This is a genomic window from Jeotgalibaca arthritidis (assembly GCF_011100465.1).
Classification (GTDB): Bacteria; Bacillota; Bacilli; order Lactobacillales; family Aerococcaceae; genus Jeotgalibaca; species Jeotgalibaca arthritidis.
In genome coordinates, this window is record NZ_CP049740.1 from 533,029 (window position 1) to 548,346 (window position 15,318).

A 15,318-nucleotide genomic window follows, 5' to 3' on the forward strand; every position below is an offset into this window, starting at 1 on the left:
TATGTGCTATAGCTATGGTTTCATTTACAACAGAATTCACTATCATATAAAAAATTTATTTCATGCATTATTTATGGCTTTACAATGATCTATCTAACTTTTTTCATTCTCCATTCAATTGGGTGAACCCGCCAATCAAACGCCAGGGAAAAGTCGCTTTAATTTCGATCCAGATTTTAATTTGTTAGCTCTATCAAACTTAGTTAGGCTGTTGCCTTTAGCTAGGTGGTCGTCGTGGTGCCGATGCAGTAGGACTTCCAGTCAATAGTCCAGACGCTATACTTAGTTATTTATTAGTAAAATCATTCCACAAAAATCTCAAACTAGACTCTTTTGGGGTGGCGATTGATGGATATAGATGATTAGTTATCAAGCAACAACTCATCTAAATCAACGATTTTAATGGTCTTTTGGGAAAGCTGTTCAATGAGTCCCCGTTCTTCTAAGTCTTTAAATTTGCGGCTGATGGTTTCGGGAGTGGTTCCCAGGTAGGAAGCTAAATCTTTTTTGGTCATGGGTAAGGTAACAGTTGGGCTATTGCCACTATCCTGACCAACATTCTCAGCTAAAAATGAGATAATGCGATTTTCAACCTGCTCAATTGCAACTTGGGTCGTTTGTTTTTCTGACTCTTTCAAGCGCATCGTCAGTTCCGATAGAATCTTCAATGAAATCTGCGGATAATCGACGAGATATTTTTGCAAATCCTCTCGCTTAATTAAGCAAACATCGGTATCTAGTAGAGCTTCGGCATAGTTTTCATGGCGGCTCGTTGCTTGAAAAATAGCTAATTCACCTGTAAAGTCACCCGGATTCAATATACGAACCAATTGTTCCTTGCCTGATTCCGACAAATGGTACATCCGAACTTTTCCCGAATGGATAATATACAACGTATCTCCCCCTTCGTTGGCTCGAAACAGGATTTCTCCTTTCTTCAAATGACGGGACTTGGCAGAACGGGCAATAATAGCCATTTGCTCATCTTCTAAGTGATTAAAAATCGGTACAATCCGAACACAGGGTTCATGGTGGTGATGGCAGTGTTGGTCTTGATCCAAAATAACATCTCCTTTTTTTAAACAACTCTACTCATAGTATATTCTATCTAATTCCGACAACATCTCAACTGTTTTCTCATAGGTTTGACAAACATCGTCTGGAACACTGTAATCATGCGTAATCGTTCTAAGTCGATTAAATTCCTCATTTAAATAAAGCTGACCCTCTGCTACGTTTGTTATTTTTTCTCTCATTGTTTCAAAGAGCTCTCTTATTTCAAAAACTTCTGGATGGTGGTCGCCATGCGCACGCTTAATCGCATGAGTATATAAATCTAGTGTCTCATCATATTGATTCATTTGGTTAATAACTGTTTTTTCAGACATTTTTCTCACTCTTTCCTTGTCATTTAGGCTGGCTTCAGTTTGGATTTAAGCACTTGATAACCTGATTTTTCAATGGCTTTTTCAATGTCAGCTAGTTCGATTAAGGCTGAATTGAAATCTAGACGTACTTTACTCGCATTAAACAGCACTTTAACACTGGATTGGTCAACACCTGTTAATCTCTTGACGGCATTCTCAATCTTTTGCATACAGGATGGACAGGCTAATGTTTCCAGTTGAATAACTGCTTTTTTCATGTGGCATTCTCCTTTATTTCTATCTGATAACCCCATTATAAATGAATTGAATCGATAAAAAATTGACCCACATCAAGTTTGACACCTTTATTCACCGATACCGTAATAAGCGCATCCCATTTAAGATAACGACTAAGATACTAGCCTCATGCACTACCATGCCAATCGACATCGTCATCCAGTCACCAAACAAGACACTCCCTAGCAAAATCAAAACTACGCCAATAGCTATGGCGATATTCTGCTTCATGTTCCGCGAAATAGCTTTAGCTAATCCGAGTGCATGTGGTAATCGACTAAAAATTGAAAATGATTAGATTATCTAACACAAACCGCCCAAAAAAGGCCATCACAATCAAGATTCCCCCAACCAAGGCTATCTGATTCTTTTTAGTTAATACATATCTTTGCATGATGTTTCTCCCCTATTCCGTTTGTTGTCTGTTGTTAGCTTTAGTATAGAGGGTTGGAGGGGGATGGGAATTGATGGGGGTCAAGTTATGGGAAGTTATAAGAAAAGCGGACAAGTCCGCCTTGGCCTATGAAAAAATAGGAAATTTGATCCTGAATTGTCAGGAGACTTCACGCTTCAGCGGGTTAGTCGAATGATATGCGTTAGCGAGCAGCGAAGCGCGCAATGGGGAAAATTTATCTTTTTTTCACTAGGTCAGGACTTGGGAGCTAGACATTGATGCCTGAACTTATAATCCCCTAGTCTACTAAAAAACACTCCCAAAATCGGAAGTGTCTTCGTCCATATTCTCAATCTATTCATTCTCACCAACAACCGTAAAACGTTCATTGATGTGTTGTGAGTTTTCTATTTCATCCAAAATAGCAACAGCGTAGTCTGCATAGCTGATGTAGCTCTCCCCTTTTGAATTCACAAGGAGTTGGTCTTTGCCTGTTTGATATGTTCCTGTTCTCTTTCCGTCTGCATCAAATACGGCAGATGGACTAATAAATGTCCATTTCACATCCGTTGTATTTTGTAGCTCAGCGAAGTTTCTCGCTTGCCCGTTCGCAGTTGGTTTAAACACATCTGGAAAATCTGGTGTATCAATGACACGAAGCGTCTTGTTTTCGTCTACATACAAGCTTCCTGCTCCACCAACGACAATGATTCGTGTATCTGTTCCCTTAACAGCTTCAATTAGAGCATGTCCTGCATCCACGTGAGCTTGTTCTTCACCGATAGGCGCACCAAACGCATTCACGATAATGTCAAACTGAGTGGTATCATTTTTTGTCAGACTATAAATGTCCTTTTCAATCACAGCAACTTTTGTATTTTTTACTTTCGATTTGTCTCTGACAATCGCTGTAACTTCGTGCCCACGAGTCGCTGCTTCTTCTAGTATCAACTGTCCTGCTTTTCCGCTAGCTCCAATAATTCCAATTTTCATGTTTCTTCCTCCCACTTACTTTTAGTACAAACCCTAACTTGTAATCATTATAGTTACAAGCTAGGGTGATGTCAACAAATCACGTTTTTTACGCTATAATAGACTTGTAACTAAGAGAGTGACAGCTTTTTGATAGAAAGGAGACTAATTATGTCGATTAGCAGTAGATTTTCAGTTGGCATCCATATACTCACACTAATTGAACTTAATAAAGATGACATCAGTTCGTCAGAACGTTTAGCCAAGAGCGTTAATACCAATCCAGCTATGATTAGGAAGATTATGGGTATGCTAAAGAAAGCACATTTAATTAGCGTTCGCCCCGGTGTAGCAGGAGCGACGCTTGTAAAGGGACTAGCTGAGATAAGCTTGCTTGATGTTTATAAAGCCGTTCATGTTGTGAAAGACAATGAATTGTTCAGCATCCACGACAATCCAAATCCCAACTGTATCGTTGGCAGAAATATCCAAGAGACGATTGATCCTATTTTTATTAGTGCTCAACGTGCGCTCGAACAGGTTCTTGAAACGACTACCCTTGATCAAATTGTCGATGATGTTCTTAAAAATGAAGCACTAAAGGTTGAAAGTGAGCATTGAGTATCGCTTAAGGAGATTGGTTATGACGATTCGAAAAATGAAAAAAGAAGATAATTCAAAAGTAAAAACCATTATACAGCGCTCATTAGAATCACTTGGACTGGCAATTCCTGGCTCAGCCTATTTTGACCCGCAACTTCATGATCTGTACACTTATTATAATGATTTAAGCCATGCCAACTATTGGGTCGTTGAACAAGACGGCGACGTTGTTGGTGGCATTGGGATAGCGCCCTTCAATAATCACACTAATATGTGTGAATTACAAAAACTATATTTAAGCCCACAAGCACAAGGTCTCGGACTCGCCAATCAATTAATGGAAACTGCCCTAACATTTGCGGCTACGCATTATGATATGTGCTACCTAGAAACCATGCAGCAATTAAAACCTGCTTGTTTACTTTATGAAAAATTTGGATTCACATTGTTAAAAGAACCCCTACCTGGGTCAGAGCATTCAGCTATGGATGCTTGGTATTTGAAGGAGTTCTACGGATAAATTGAATTTCGTTAAAGTAATTTATTCCAAATCAAAAAGACACCTTGCCAAAACTGGAAGGTGTCTTTAACGTATAATCGACTAACAATTTTTGATATCATTAGCAAACGTGTAATAACACGGCTTATTGTCATAGTAGATTTCTTCAACAAACTTAATTTTTTCATCAGGTAGGTTTTCTATAATTGCTGGCGGGACAAAGTAGGCATTCATTGGTTTGTAGTGATCAAACAAACTTGTACCACACTTTTTACAAAATCCTCGAGTTGCATTAGGAGATGAATCATATGTCCCTAAGTTTTCTCTCGAAATATAAGTGATATCATCTTTAAATTCTAAACTGGCAAATCCAGTAGATCCTGTTAACTTACGACACATTTGGCATTCAACGCTCCTTGAGTAAGCCTGGATGTCCATCTGATAATGCCGTTTCAGAAGCGACTTACAAAGCTTTTAAGACGGAATTTGTGAGTCAATATCAATTTGAAACGATGGCACACTTAGAATTAGAATGTTTTGATTATGTCAATTGGTGGAATCATCATCGGATCCATAGTTCTCTTGGTTATAAAACACCAATTGAGGTACGCTATGCGGAGGTTGGCGTAGCGAACCCTTGATAATGAGCAAGAATCGGTTACCTTCTGTTCGAGCGGCTTATTTTATTCAAAGTGAGCACGCCGCTAAGAAAACCGATTTGAGGGGGCTCGTTGTCAAGGGCAACTGGATATGGTGTCATAAACAGACCTTATAATTTTTGTCTAGAAAAGTGTTGCCATTCCATCAAATAAATTAATCAGCTCCTTACTATCCATTCACACTCTCCCTTATAATTAAAAATGAGATTAGCTCTACTTCCTCTAGACTAATTTCTTCTTGCGATGTTGTTAAATGTGTTCCCCCAGGAGTAAAAAGAGACATGCGTCCAGTCTCTTCACGCTTACCTTTAATAGCTTCCAATGCTTTAGTTAGCAATAGTGAATATTCAGTCGTATTACTACCATCTTTTGTTTCTTTGTTGAAAGAATCCACTATATCCTGAAATACTTCCGTCTGATTTTGCGTCCTTTAACTGATTTATTTTTTGGCTATTATTAAATAAAAAACAATGCACATAAAATATATAAAAATCCTTGAACAACAGACTTGCGTCCATTATTCAAGGATATCCTTTTAAACAGATTACTCGATATCAAGTTCAATGCCTTCATCTAAAGTTTCTGAGACATACTTGCCATCTTTTTTCCGTTGCTTTACACACTCCGTTAGGAGGTATTCAATTTGTCCATTAATTGAACGGAAATCATCTTCCGCCCAAGCCACTATCTGTTCATAGAGCTTTGCAGAAACTCTAAGCGGGATTTGTTTTTTGGCACCCACTAATAAAGACTACCTGAGTTAACAATTGGTGAAACTTCACTGTTGCCGCATAAGACTACCAGTAAGTTCGACACCATTGCTGCTTTTCTTTCTTCATCCAATTCGACGACATTGTTTTCTTGAAGTTTATCTAAAGCCATTTCGACCATTCCTACCGCACCATCTACAATCATCGCTCGTGCATCAATTAAGGCAGAAGCTTGTTGTCTTTGTAACATCGCGGCTGCGATCTCAGGCGCATAAGATAGATGGGTAATTCGCGCTTCAATAATTTCAAGACCTGCAAATTCAACGCGTCTTTGGATTTCATCTTTAATACGACTTGCTACAACTTCACTTGAGCCACGTAATGAACCATCATCCGGTTCACCGTCTCCAGTCGTATCGATTTCAAAGTTTGTATTTACATCATAAGGGTACTGACGAATAATGTTTCTTAAGGCTGAGTCTGTTTGAAGTGATAAATATTCTTTAAAGTTATCAACATTAAACACCGCTTTGGCTGTGTCATTCACTTTCCACATGACCGCAATCCCAATTTCCACTGGATTCCCTAAATAGTCATTGATTTTTTGTTTGCTATTATTTAAAGTCATGACTTTTAAAGAAATCTTTTTGTTTCCTAAGTCAAGACTAGCCCCTTCACTACCCGTATTCAAAATGGAGCGATTTTCTTCTTTAACGTCGCCACTTTGACTTAATTTGGTATTGGCTGCCGGGTTAAACGTTTGAGAGAATGGATTAATAAAGTAAAATCCTTCGCCTTTAAGTGTCCCAATATATTTACCAAATAATGTCAGCACTAATGATTCTTGAGGTTTCAATACTTTTAGCCCCAATAACATAATCCATCCAAGCACCAAGTATGAGATACTGGTCACTAATAAAGCGACATTCAGTGCATTGCCATCCCCTTTATCAAGAACATTAACGTTCACGATAAATAAAACAATTGAAACTAAGAGTAGAACAAAATACAACCCTAGTACAAAGAAACCTTTATTTTTGCCTTTTAATTGAATTTCTTCAATGTTATCGCTCTGGCTGAGCTTTTTCTCAACTGTATTCATATTCTCTCCTCTAAAATCTATTTGATATCATTATGATATCAGTAAGAATCTCGTCTGTCAATCCCTAGAAGTTAATATTTGATTAAGAATCTGCCAATTAAGATGAAAGTTTTAAGCTTTTTAAAATCCGAAATGGTATACAGGGAATACAAAGAGAGCGATTAGACTAGCACCATGCTTACCTTGGAATTAAGCAAAAAACACCCTACCGATCATACTCGATAAGGTGTAAGAACAGGGAGTGGATCTTTCAAACAGAAATTACTTAAGGTTGATTGATTGACTGATATTGCTTAGAGGTAAACTCACGCTCTGTTAAATATTCACTCAAACTATAATAACAAACCTCCGCCACTGAGAATAATGCAAAAGTCACAATCGCCCAAATCGCTCAATGTCGCGTGAATAAATATAGTCATATTCAATTTGAAAGCAATGCATATTCAGTGCCAGACTATTTGGTGGGTCAAACGGTTCAATTAAAGGTCTACCATGACTACTTTGTCGTTTATGCCCATCACACCGAAGTCTGCCATCTACAAAAGCAGAAGCTATCACCGATGCCATTGAAGCAGATTGGCAACGCCTGAATCGACTCTATGGATTGGAGCGTGTGTATTCATGATGATTGAAGAAGCAGCCAGAGAATTAAAGTTATCTTATACGAGAGAATATCATGACAGCTTTATTAAAGAAGTGAATCAACGGGGTTTAAACTTCGAGGAAGCCTTAACAGAATTACTCACAGAAGAAGTATCGCACCGACGTAACCGCAGTTATCAACGGCGAATCACTCAAGCCAAGTTTCAACAAAAGAAGTATTTAGCTGATTTTGATGATACAGTCTTTCCTGAAACAAGTCGTAAGCAATTGCGCGTATTGACCTCGCTCGAATTTATTAAGCGCAAAGAAAATGCGATTTTGATAGGCAATCCGGGAACCAGCAAAACACATTTTAGTATCGCCATTGGGATTGAAGCCTGCCTGCAAGGCTTCAATGTCCAATTCGTTAATGCCCCTAACTTAATCATCCAATTAAAAGAAGCGGTGACCCAGAGTCAATTTGTCCGTTTTAAACGTCGCTTTGAAAGTGTCGACCTTGTAATTATCGATGAATTAGGTTATTTATCTTTCGATGAGTCGGGGCAGAACTCTTATTCAATTTACTATCCAACCGTAATGACAAAGGTTCAATTATGATTACAAGCAACTTAACCTTTGATCGCTGGCATGAATGTTTCAAAGATACAACCTTAACAGCAGCCCTCGTGGACCGTCTCGCTTATCAAGCACATGTCATAGACATGCGAGGAGAAAGTTACCGCATTAAACAAACTAGCTCTTGGATTGATTCCATGACAACTAACTAGACCTAGCATAGTGGCCCCATTTTCAATAGCAAGCTGGACCCTTTTTCAGTTGACATTTACAGCTTTATGAACTGTAATTAATTTTTCCATACACCACACCCCTATTATAAAACTAATATTTTGAATTCAATAAGGGTATACTCTAAAATTATGCAGGTAGGAACGACCATTTTGACAGAATAGAGAATAGGAAAATACAATCTATTAAAAAAACAAGTGAGGTACAGATGGTAATAGTTGATATGATCATGCTATATTAAGTTACTGTCTCTTAATCCAAACTTCTTGCCACTCAACTTAAAACACTTAAAATACTCTACTTTAAATAGTTACTTCGTTCCATAAAAGACCTCTGTAAATACTTAAAGAACAGTATTTTAATAAACTATGTATATCTATGTAGATTACTTTCACTTTCCCAGCGTACTTCTCTTTAATCGCATGTAAAGCAAGCAAATTATTTCCTTTAATAATCAAATTATCGGTATCTTCATTAAATTCTATTACCGTTGATTCACCCGTTTCATCAAATCGCTTACTGTTCACAAATACTTTCTTATCAAATAATCGGTCAATCTCATCTTTTTCAATCACTTCATTTAAAAAAGCATCATCATAGCCATCTTCATTATCTTCTTTTGTCATCGCAGCTGTTAAAATCCCATCTTTAAACGGAAAATCTAATACCACATCCTGACTGTCCTCTAAAAATTTACCTTTAAAAGCTAATCCAATACGATTTTCGTATTTCGTATAACTCGTATCCCAATAATCATTATAAAGAATAGCCTCTTCCAATTGTTCAACCTGAAATAATTTTTGTCCTGCAACTTCTTTAAAAAAATGCTGTTTAATAAAATCCACTTTAAATAATTCTTCAAGCAATACTTCATCATAATTCCTTAAATCATCACTTATTTTTGACCGATTTAATTCTTCACCTACAAAATACTTCTCGCCAAAATAAGCTAAAACTTTTTTTAATTCATCAAAGAGTCTTGGTTCAATTTTCACTATACATTCTCCTCTATCACATTTAATTTCTATAACTTCTATTTTACACTAAATCTTAATCAAAACAGACAAAAAAAGAAATAAGGATAAAGGGCTGTACACCGCTTTTCCTTATTCCCTCTCTTCCACATAGTTTTCCCATTTATGGAAACGCTCGAAAGTCCGCATATCTTCTCTATCAAACTCACCTTGTTTATAAGTATTTTCAAACTCAACTTTTGAAAAAAAGCTATTGGCAAAATTAGAACTACCCAGCACGACCTTTCATGGATTACGGGATACTATCGCATCGTTTCTATTTTCAAACGATATTCGATTGGAATATGCTTCAAAGATGTTAGGTCATTCAAATCTGCAAACAACAATGAATTATTATCTGGACAATTCAGAGACTAAATACAAAAAAAAACACCTTCCAACAAGTTGGAAAGTGCCTTGAACTGTATAATTGAATGGTACTCGATTTCTGTGAAATCTCCGTCCCATACTGTATCCGTAAGCGAATGAATTCGCAACGGCTGCAGCAATTAACGTTTTGAGAAATATACAGGTAAATTCTAAGTGTACCTAATCCATTGGAATCCCTTTATATCAACGTTTCATGCATTTTCAAATTGATGAAAATGTATGAAAAAGGATTGAAAATGATATTACTTGAACCAATTTGAACCAAAATGATGCTAGTTGAATACAATCATCCTAATTCAATAACATAATAACGTAAGATAAACAAACTTATTTCTAGTAAAACATTTATACTTATCGGTTAAATCTATTAAAGCTACCAACCAAATTTGAATCGATGACTCTTCCTTTACCATGATAATTAGTTAAATCAATATTTTTAGAGAATCAATTGAACATAAACGACTTATACACCATGAAGTCATCACTGAAAAAAGGGGAACAGTTACATACATTTCTAGAAGTTTCTCCAGATCGCTTGTATAAAGGATATAGTGCTGATTGTAAAATACAATTATTAGATTTCCGTAAAAACCTGTTTTATATAAGAATTTAATTAATTTTCAAATCTTATATACTACAGCTTAATCAATCGATCACCTGACTGTATCAAACTTGTATCATGGGTGACCATTAGTACAGTTTTTCCTTCACGATTTAATTGGTGAAGAGCCTCCATCACCATCTGCCCATTTTTGTGGTCAAGCGAGCCCGTAGGCTCATCTGCCAAAATAAGCTGGCAATTTTTCAGACGTAGTCTAGCTAAAGCGATCCGTTGCTGTTCACCGCCAGAAAGAGCATATACCTTCTGCTGCAATGTATCTTCCAGACCAACTGTCTCAAGAGCTTCTTCTATGGTCATATCCGTTTTTCCTTTCGGATGGACCATTTCCAAGTTTTCTTTAACTGTTTTCTGTTCTACCAAAGCAAAGTTTTGGAAAACAAAACCTACCGTATCTCGATAGTACATTTTAAGATTTTTCGTATCTGTAATATCCAGGTCATTGACTCTGATGGTGCCAGTAGATACAGGTTCTAACCCACCAATCATATTTAGCAAAGTCGTTTTGCCACAGCCGCTTTCACCAGTAATGATTACAAATTCACCCTTACCAATACGGCAATTATAATCATCAAAAACAACCTTATCTTCAAATGATTTACCGACATCATAACATTCAATAAATGTTTGTTCCAAACTAAATTCCTCCCTTCAATACCTTTTGGATTTGTAAGCAATCATTTTTTCGGGTCAAGTAGAGAAGAATGCCGATATCTAATAAAAAGACAAGGATACTTCCCCAAGCTAAATAGTTAATCATGCCAATATTTAAGATTGATGCACAAACGAGTGCACCTACAAAAGAAAGTCCACACAAAATACTGGTCAAAAGGAAAAAATTTTTAAAACGCTCAAATAAAGAAAAACCCATTACTTTTTTAATCGTCAGTTCCCGAGCATTCGATTCATAAGCCATTCTTAGTGCAAGGATAGAAATTTGGACTTCCAAGATAAGGACCAGGACTGTTAGTATAACAGCTATCAACAGACTTCTATTTTGCAATGACCATAGACCAGCAAACCAATTTTCTACATGAATAACTGTGAATTCTACTAAGGGTGACTTGATGGCTTCCCCGGAAATTAAATGGCTGAACTCAACAATTTTTTCTGGTTTGTGTTTCAAAGTTGTAAATTGCATGAGATAGGCAAAATTGTAGGCAATGAACCCATTGGGATGGTCGGCTTCTCTTAATTCATAAGTTACAGGGTAAACCGGCAATGCTCCATAGTCATAGGTATCCAACAAAATAATTGGATTTTTAATCTTGTATGAGTACTCAAGTTCCTCATTATGGCCTTCTGCAATGACAGACAGTCCCTCTTGGTAGGTGAATACACCTGCCAAGTTATCTGTATCTAAGCCAAGGATATTACCAACTTCTAGGACCTCATTTGCAATTTCAGATTGATTTGCACCTTCAGGAACCAAAATATAATTGCCCTCATTTTGGTTAAGGAAATCCCACTTCGGAATCTGGTCCTTATGGGGCACTAATCCGGATAAATTAGCAAATGTATATTTGTCTCCCCATTTTGGTGAAACCTCGGCATGAGATTGATAACTTACTAGAGATAAACCGAGTTCACGATAACCATATCGCATGAAATTATCCCGAACTTGATCATCTGTACTAAGAGGAGGAGTATTTTCAAAAAATCCATCTCCAAATTCCATTTTTTCATAGTCATAAGGATAATCAATATCGATATGCACACGATTAGAGTTTGTCGAATAGTAGTCTTTTTGTTGATAAAGCTTGATGCCCTCAACTAGTAAAAGAATTGTAACCGATAATACAATTGCCGTTAGAATTGCAATGGCTCCTTTGATGACAAGACTGATTCGCAAAGCTTTTACTGATGAGGCAACAGATTTGATTTGTAAGTGTTTTCCGATTCTCATACCTAACGCTATAATTAAACCATTACTAAAAATTAAAATTAAAAACCCTATGAACGATACGTTCCACCTAAACAAGGAATTCGTAAATGGCAATAATAATACCACCGCTGCAAGAGCGGCAATACTAAATCCGACGGTGTCTGCTATAAACTTTTGAATCATTATTCGATTTGAATCTGCACCTAAAATGATTCGAATATGTTGCTCTTTTTTGCTATAAACGATGTCGTAATAGGTGAGCAATAAGGTGGTTATGATTAACATAAACCAAAGTGCTGCCACAACTTTTTCTGATACATCCAGCATTGGGCTATTTTGAATACTACCAGAGTACTCGACCATCTCAGGATACACCATTGGAAAGAGATGCTCTGCCGTTTGCCCGATATACCAAACGTTCTGTAATTCTTTCTCTGTTGTTTCGGCATAAGGCTTGAATACAAATGTTGTTTTTCCAGAGAAGAAAGAAGAGGTTGTCCCTTGCTCAATTCCCCAATCTGATTTTAAATTTTGTTGAACAGCTTCATTTCCGTATACCGTAATCGTACGCGAAAATGCTCCTCCATTTTCCTTCTGAATCGTAAAGGCTTCTGCTTCATATTTCTCTGCTTTATCTAAAATCGTTTGACGCATCTCATCTTCTGAATCCCCGGTTTCTAAATAGTAAGCAACTTGCACGTAGCGATCTTGAAAGTTTTCAAGAAAGAACGTATGACTTTCTCCGACAAATAAAAATCCAGCGAGAAACAGAAAAAACGCAATCATTGTTTTGGCTTTGGTCATATTATTTCTCCCACAGCAATTCAGCATGCTCTATGACAGGTTCCCAATTATTCCCTTGGTCAAATATTTCCATCGAATCAAAATCTGCGTAATAAACAACATCGATATCATCTAATGATGCTAAAGAAAATATAAAATCTTGCTCGTTTCTAGAATCCTTTCCATTAAACAACTTCTTGGTAGGAGAACTTGAAATGGTTTTCGTGTAATGTAAAAAAACAGCCCTTTTTTCTTTACCGTCAATTTCTACTGTTAAGGGACCGGCAACATGAACACTATAATAACCTTCTCCGTAATAGTGAGAAGCAAGTCGGCCATCATCCTGCAATTCAATTTGAACGAGAGAGTCCGAATAAGGGATAAGCGTGTCATGATGGAAGACAAGGTAATTAGCTCCAAACAGTATTAAACCTGTCAGTAGAACGGATAATCCTGAAACCATCAATTTTTTATTGCGCCATTTCCTTTTTAAATTTTTAATCATGGGGACTTCCTTCTCGACTGGAAGATATAGCTCCCGTTTCATAAACGCAACTTCTTTTTTGCATTCCTCGCAGTGCTTCAAATGTTCTTCAACCATTTCCCGTGTATCATCACTGACAACCTCATCAACATAAAGGGGTAAAATGTCCTGAATGATATGGCAGTTAATCTCTTTCATCATTTATCGCCTCCGTATACTCTACAATTTGTTTTCTTGCCCTGTGATAGGTCACCCTGGCCCATCCAGAACTTTTCCCAAAGAGCGCACCAATTTTCGCAAAGGGTAATTCTCCAAACACTCGTAGCGAAAAAACTTCTTTATAGGGTTCTGCCATCGTGTGAATGAATTGGTGGATGACAAAGGCATCTTCTTCGTTCGTTAAACTATCTAGCAGGGTGACCCCTGTATCCGGTACGTCATTATAAGAATCAGAATGAATCAGTCTTTTGTTTTTTTTGTGATGGGAAAAATACGTATTTCTAGCAATAGTAAACAGCCAAGCCCGGATATCTTTGGATCCATCGAAACGATCAATGGACTTCAATGCTTTAAAAAATGCTTCTTGTGTGATTTCTTCAGCTAAACTTCTATTACCGCATAAGGATGTTGTAAACAAATACACATCCTGAAAGTAGAGGTCATATATTTCCTCAAATTCCATGCCTTTTCACCCCCTTCACTCTATTAACTCCCGAACTTCAATTACGTTACAAGTTTTTTGTAGATATTTTTATAAAAAACTACTAAAGCTTACATTTATTAAATGACAAATACAAATATATCTTGAAGAAAAAAGGGAGTTGTTTCTCCCTTTTAAATATAGCCTCTTTCTTTCAGGCTAGTAAAACTGTTATCACTATTTACTACTAAGTGATCAAGCACTTCGATGCCTAGTAACTTTCCAGCCTCGACTAATCTTCTTGTAATGTTAATATCTTCCGTCGATGGTGTAGGATCTTATCAAGAGTAAATTACAAAAGAATCATTTAAATCAATACTTTCACTTTGAATACATGTATTTGAAGTGAAAGGTAATTATTTCAAAAATAGTAAAACCTGTATCTTAAATTACTTAATAGTAACATAAGATACAGGCTGATTTTTATTCATTGTTATTTAACTAAAGCACCCGTTAGTTCAATAAGCTTTTCGTTCATAAATATGAAAATAGTATGTATAAGGATTTTTTTCATCTGTTATTCCTTGTGTAACAGATACTTCGCTCCACTCTTCATAATTCACTTCTGGAAAGAATGTATCTCCTTCAAATTCGTAATGAATTTTTGTAATGTACATTTTCTCAACATATGGTAGAAACAAATTATAAATTTGTTCTCCCCCGAAAATGAAAATTTCCTCTTCGTTATTACATATCTCAAAAACATCTTCTATTGAATGGACAATTTCACAACCATTAAAGCTGAAACCCTTATCTCTTGTCAGAATAATATTTCTTCTTCCAGGTAATGCTCTTCCGATTGATTCAAGATTCTTCCTTCCTAATATAATTGGATATCCCTTTGTAGTATTTTTAACATACTCCCAATCCTTTGGGATTCTCCAAGGTATGTCATTCTCTTTACCTAATACCCTATTCTTATCCATCGCAGCAATTAAAGAAACTTTCATATATCACACAGCCTTTCTTAACTATTTTACCATTTAATTTCTTATTCCTTGTTAAGCTATCCTGCCCCGTTAGTTTAAGTGCATCCTTTCACAATCTGTCTACAGATTAATAATTAAAACTACTCTTTATTATACAGATCTCCATATAATTTTTGAATTTGGTTCTGTAATTTTTTATTTTCTTTTTCTAATTCCATAACTCTTCTTTTTAAGGTTTTAATAAGGATTTCCTCCGAACGAGAACTTTTCTTGGGTTTTGAGACTACATTTGATGTTATTTGACGCTCACGAAGGGATTCTATTCTTTGCCTAATATCGTGTTCCTTATAAAGCCATGATTTAGAAACATTAGCTTCCTTTGCTATTGAATTAAAATTAATAGCTTTACCTTCAATCGAAAATTTAGAAATCGCTTTGTCTACTTTTTCCCTTGTCTTTTGTGATTTCTGCTTCGCCAAACGTACAATTTCTGTTGTATTTCTAACTTGTTTATCCATTGATA

The 15,318-nt window shown here is 36.4% G+C and carries 19 protein-coding genes and 5 pseudogenes; 7 read left to right on the forward strand and 17 right to left on the reverse strand.

Going from position 1 to position 15,318, the window contains the following annotated elements; translation table 11 throughout:
- Positions 1 to 362: 362 nt before the first annotated feature.
- From G7057_RS02620 to G7057_RS02635, 5 genes and pseudogenes are all read right to left on the reverse strand, one after another.
- A complete protein-coding gene (locus tag G7057_RS02620; RefSeq protein ID WP_227004632.1) occupies positions 363 to 1,061 on the reverse strand; it encodes a Crp/Fnr family transcriptional regulator in 699 nt (232 codons plus the stop codon).
- Positions 1,062 to 1,088: 27 nt separating this feature from the next.
- Positions 1,089 to 1,388 (reverse strand): iron-sulfur cluster repair di-iron protein, ric, encoded by a 300-nt coding sequence (locus G7057_RS02625; RefSeq protein ID WP_166161136.1) that lies wholly within the window; start codon positions 1,386 to 1,388, stop codon positions 1,089 to 1,091.
- A 23-nt stretch (positions 1,389 to 1,411) separates the two neighbouring features.
- A complete protein-coding gene (locus G7057_RS02630; protein ID WP_166161138.1) occupies positions 1,412 to 1,645 on the reverse strand; it encodes a heavy-metal-associated domain-containing protein in 234 nt (77 codons plus the stop codon).
- Positions 1,646 to 1,736: 91 nt separating this feature from the next.
- Positions 1,737 to 1,952: pseudogene (locus tag G7057_RS11815) on the reverse strand (heavy metal translocating P-type ATPase); the annotation flags it as partial.
- Between the two features lie 460 nt (positions 1,953 to 2,412).
- Positions 2,413 to 3,051, reverse strand: a complete 639-nt coding sequence (locus tag G7057_RS02635; protein ID WP_166161140.1) for an NAD(P)-dependent oxidoreductase — start codon at positions 3,049 to 3,051, stop codon at positions 2,413 to 2,415.
- 150 nt (positions 3,052 to 3,201) lie between these two features.
- On the opposite strand from G7057_RS02635, the gene G7057_RS02640 reads away from it, so the two are divergent.
- Together G7057_RS02640 and G7057_RS02645 are read left to right on the forward strand one after the other, a co-directional pair.
- A complete protein-coding gene (locus G7057_RS02640; protein ID WP_166161142.1) occupies positions 3,202 to 3,651 on the forward strand; it encodes an Rrf2 family transcriptional regulator in 450 nt (149 codons plus the stop codon).
- A gap of 22 nt (positions 3,652 to 3,673) precedes the next feature.
- On the forward strand, positions 3,674 to 4,153 hold the full coding sequence (locus G7057_RS02645; RefSeq protein WP_166161144.1) for a GNAT family N-acetyltransferase: 480 nt from the start codon (positions 3,674 to 3,676) through the stop codon (positions 4,151 to 4,153).
- Between the two features lie 81 nt (positions 4,154 to 4,234).
- Here the strand turns inward: G7057_RS02645 and G7057_RS02650 are convergent, their stop codons facing one another.
- The gene (locus tag G7057_RS02650) at positions 4,235 to 4,570 is read right to left on the reverse strand and encodes a GFA family protein (RefSeq protein ID WP_227004633.1); all 336 of its coding nucleotides are present in this window, start codon (positions 4,568 to 4,570) and stop codon (positions 4,235 to 4,237) included.
- On the opposite strand from G7057_RS02650, the pseudogene G7057_RS02655 reads away from it, so the two are divergent.
- Positions 4,519 to 4,773: pseudogene (locus G7057_RS02655) on the forward strand (IS3 family transposase); the annotation flags it as partial. The gene G7057_RS02650 and the pseudogene G7057_RS02655 overlap by 52 nt on opposite strands.
- Positions 4,774 to 4,960: 187 nt before the next feature.
- On the opposite strand, the gene G7057_RS02660 reads toward G7057_RS02655, so the two are convergent.
- The 3 genes from G7057_RS02660 to G7057_RS02670 all read right to left on the reverse strand — a co-directional run bounded on the left by G7057_RS02660 (position 4,961) and on the right by G7057_RS02670 (position 6,564).
- Complete coding sequence (locus G7057_RS02660) at positions 4,961 to 5,185, reverse strand: hypothetical protein (protein WP_166161150.1); 225 nt, start codon at positions 5,183 to 5,185, stop codon at positions 4,961 to 4,963.
- A gap of 150 nt (positions 5,186 to 5,335) precedes the next feature.
- Positions 5,336 to 5,533, reverse strand: a complete 198-nt coding sequence (locus tag G7057_RS02665; protein ID WP_166161152.1) for a PTS ascorbate transporter subunit IIC — start codon at positions 5,531 to 5,533, stop codon at positions 5,336 to 5,338.
- The gene (locus G7057_RS02670; protein WP_452171078.1) at positions 5,533 to 6,564 is read right to left on the reverse strand and encodes an SPFH domain-containing protein; all 1,032 of its coding nucleotides are present in this window, start codon (positions 6,562 to 6,564) and stop codon (positions 5,533 to 5,535) included. The genes G7057_RS02665 and G7057_RS02670 overlap by 1 nt, the downstream gene beginning before the upstream one ends.
- A 425-nt stretch (positions 6,565 to 6,989) precedes the next feature.
- Between G7057_RS02670 and G7057_RS02675 the strand changes: the two genes are divergently transcribed.
- From G7057_RS02675 to G7057_RS11920, 3 genes are read left to right on the forward strand one after another with little or no spacing between them, the layout of a single operon-like run.
- Positions 6,990 to 7,193 carry a Mu transposase domain-containing protein gene (locus G7057_RS02675; protein ID WP_405002646.1) on the forward strand — a complete coding sequence of 68 codons (204 nt, stop codon included), beginning with the start codon at positions 6,990 to 6,992 and terminating at the stop codon, positions 7,191 to 7,193.
- A 31-nt stretch (positions 7,194 to 7,224) separates the two neighbouring features.
- Positions 7,225 to 7,803 carry an ATP-binding protein gene (locus G7057_RS02680; protein ID WP_166161158.1) on the forward strand — a complete coding sequence of 193 codons (579 nt, stop codon included), beginning with the start codon at positions 7,225 to 7,227 and terminating at the stop codon, positions 7,801 to 7,803.
- Positions 7,800 to 7,973, forward strand: a complete 174-nt coding sequence (locus tag G7057_RS11920) for an ATP-binding protein (protein ID WP_264372185.1) — start codon at positions 7,800 to 7,802, stop codon at positions 7,971 to 7,973. Before G7057_RS02680 ends, G7057_RS11920 begins: the two co-directional genes overlap by 4 nt.
- A 393-nt stretch (positions 7,974 to 8,366) precedes the next feature.
- On the opposite strand, the pseudogene G7057_RS02690 reads toward G7057_RS11920, so the two are convergent.
- Positions 8,367 to 8,990, reverse strand: a pseudogene (locus tag G7057_RS02690) (site-specific DNA-methyltransferase); the annotation flags it as partial.
- A 199-nt stretch (positions 8,991 to 9,189) separates the two neighbouring features.
- On the opposite strand from G7057_RS02690, the pseudogene G7057_RS02695 reads away from it, so the two are divergent.
- Positions 9,190 to 9,426: pseudogene (locus tag G7057_RS02695) on the forward strand (tyrosine-type recombinase/integrase); the annotation flags it as partial.
- A gap of 603 nt (positions 9,427 to 10,029) precedes the next feature.
- Here the strand turns inward: G7057_RS02695 and G7057_RS02700 are convergent.
- The 7 genes and pseudogenes from G7057_RS02700 to G7057_RS02730 all read right to left on the reverse strand — a co-directional run bounded on the left by G7057_RS02700 (position 10,030) and on the right by G7057_RS02730 (position 15,313).
- Positions 10,030 to 10,650: an ATP-binding cassette domain-containing protein gene (locus G7057_RS02700; protein WP_227004635.1), complete on the reverse strand. Its 621-nt coding sequence runs from the start codon at positions 10,648 to 10,650 to the stop codon at positions 10,030 to 10,032.
- Position 10,651: 1 nt separating this feature from the next.
- Positions 10,652 to 12,703, reverse strand: coding sequence for a hypothetical protein (locus G7057_RS02705; RefSeq protein WP_166161160.1), 2,052 nt, complete (start codon positions 12,701 to 12,703; stop codon positions 10,652 to 10,654).
- A 1-nt stretch (position 12,704) separates the two neighbouring features.
- Positions 12,705 to 13,367: a zf-HC2 domain-containing protein gene (locus tag G7057_RS02710; protein ID WP_083686883.1), complete on the reverse strand. Its 663-nt coding sequence runs from the start codon at positions 13,365 to 13,367 to the stop codon at positions 12,705 to 12,707.
- Entirely contained in the window at positions 13,351 to 13,848 is a 498-nt protein-coding gene (locus G7057_RS02715) for an RNA polymerase sigma factor (RefSeq protein ID WP_076768542.1), read from the reverse strand. The genes G7057_RS02710 and G7057_RS02715 overlap by 17 nt, the downstream gene beginning before the upstream one ends.
- Before the next feature lie 152 nt (positions 13,849 to 14,000).
- A pseudogene (locus G7057_RS02720) lies at positions 14,001 to 14,132 on the reverse strand (JAB domain-containing protein); the annotation flags it as partial.
- Positions 14,133 to 14,324: 192 nt separating this feature from the next.
- Positions 14,325 to 14,816, reverse strand: coding sequence for a trimethoprim-resistant dihydrofolate reductase DfrK (locus tag G7057_RS02725; RefSeq protein ID WP_031775848.1), 492 nt, complete (start codon positions 14,814 to 14,816; stop codon positions 14,325 to 14,327).
- Between the two features lie 119 nt (positions 14,817 to 14,935).
- Positions 14,936 to 15,313, reverse strand: coding sequence for a DUF6262 family protein (locus G7057_RS02730; RefSeq protein ID WP_020977319.1), 378 nt, complete (start codon positions 15,311 to 15,313; stop codon positions 14,936 to 14,938).
- Between the last annotated feature and the right edge of the window lie 5 nt (positions 15,314 to 15,318).

Excerpts from the sequence above, each read along its gene's own strand:
- G7057_RS02625 (WP_166161136.1), bottom strand. The coding sequence starts at position 1,388 with ATGTCTGAAAAAACAGTTATTAACCAAATGAATCAATATGATGAGACA.
- G7057_RS02630 (WP_166161138.1), bottom strand. The coding sequence starts at position 1,645 with ATGAAAAAAGCAGTTATTCAACTGGAAACATTAGCCTGTCCATCCTGT.
- G7057_RS02635 (WP_166161140.1), bottom strand. The coding sequence starts at position 3,051 with ATGAAAATTGGAATTATTGGAGCTAGCGGAAAAGCAGGACAGTTGATA.
- G7057_RS02640 (WP_166161142.1), top strand. The coding sequence starts at position 3,202 with ATGTCGATTAGCAGTAGATTTTCAGTTGGCATCCATATACTCACACTA.
- G7057_RS02645 (WP_166161144.1), top strand. The coding sequence starts at position 3,674 with ATGACGATTCGAAAAATGAAAAAAGAAGATAATTCAAAAGTAAAAACC.
- G7057_RS02650 (WP_227004633.1), bottom strand. The coding sequence starts at position 4,570 with ATGGACATCCAGGCTTACTCAAGGAGCGTTGAATGCCAAATGTGTCGT.
- G7057_RS02680 (WP_166161158.1), top strand. The coding sequence starts at position 7,225 with ATGATGATTGAAGAAGCAGCCAGAGAATTAAAGTTATCTTATACGAGA.
- G7057_RS11920 (WP_264372185.1), top strand. The coding sequence starts at position 7,800 with ATGATTACAAGCAACTTAACCTTTGATCGCTGGCATGAATGTTTCAAA.
- G7057_RS02705 (WP_166161160.1), bottom strand. The coding sequence starts at position 12,703 with ATGACCAAAGCCAAAACAATGATTGCGTTTTTTCTGTTTCTCGCTGGA.
- G7057_RS02710 (WP_083686883.1), bottom strand. The coding sequence starts at position 13,367 with ATGATGAAAGAGATTAACTGCCATATCATTCAGGACATTTTACCCCTT.
- G7057_RS02715 (WP_076768542.1), bottom strand. The coding sequence starts at position 13,848 with ATGGAATTTGAGGAAATATATGACCTCTACTTTCAGGATGTGTATTTG.
- G7057_RS02725 (WP_031775848.1), bottom strand. The coding sequence starts at position 14,816 with ATGAAAGTTTCTTTAATTGCTGCGATGGATAAGAATAGGGTATTAGGT.
- G7057_RS02730 (WP_020977319.1), bottom strand. The coding sequence starts at position 15,313 with ATGGATAAACAAGTTAGAAATACAACAGAAATTGTACGTTTGGCGAAG.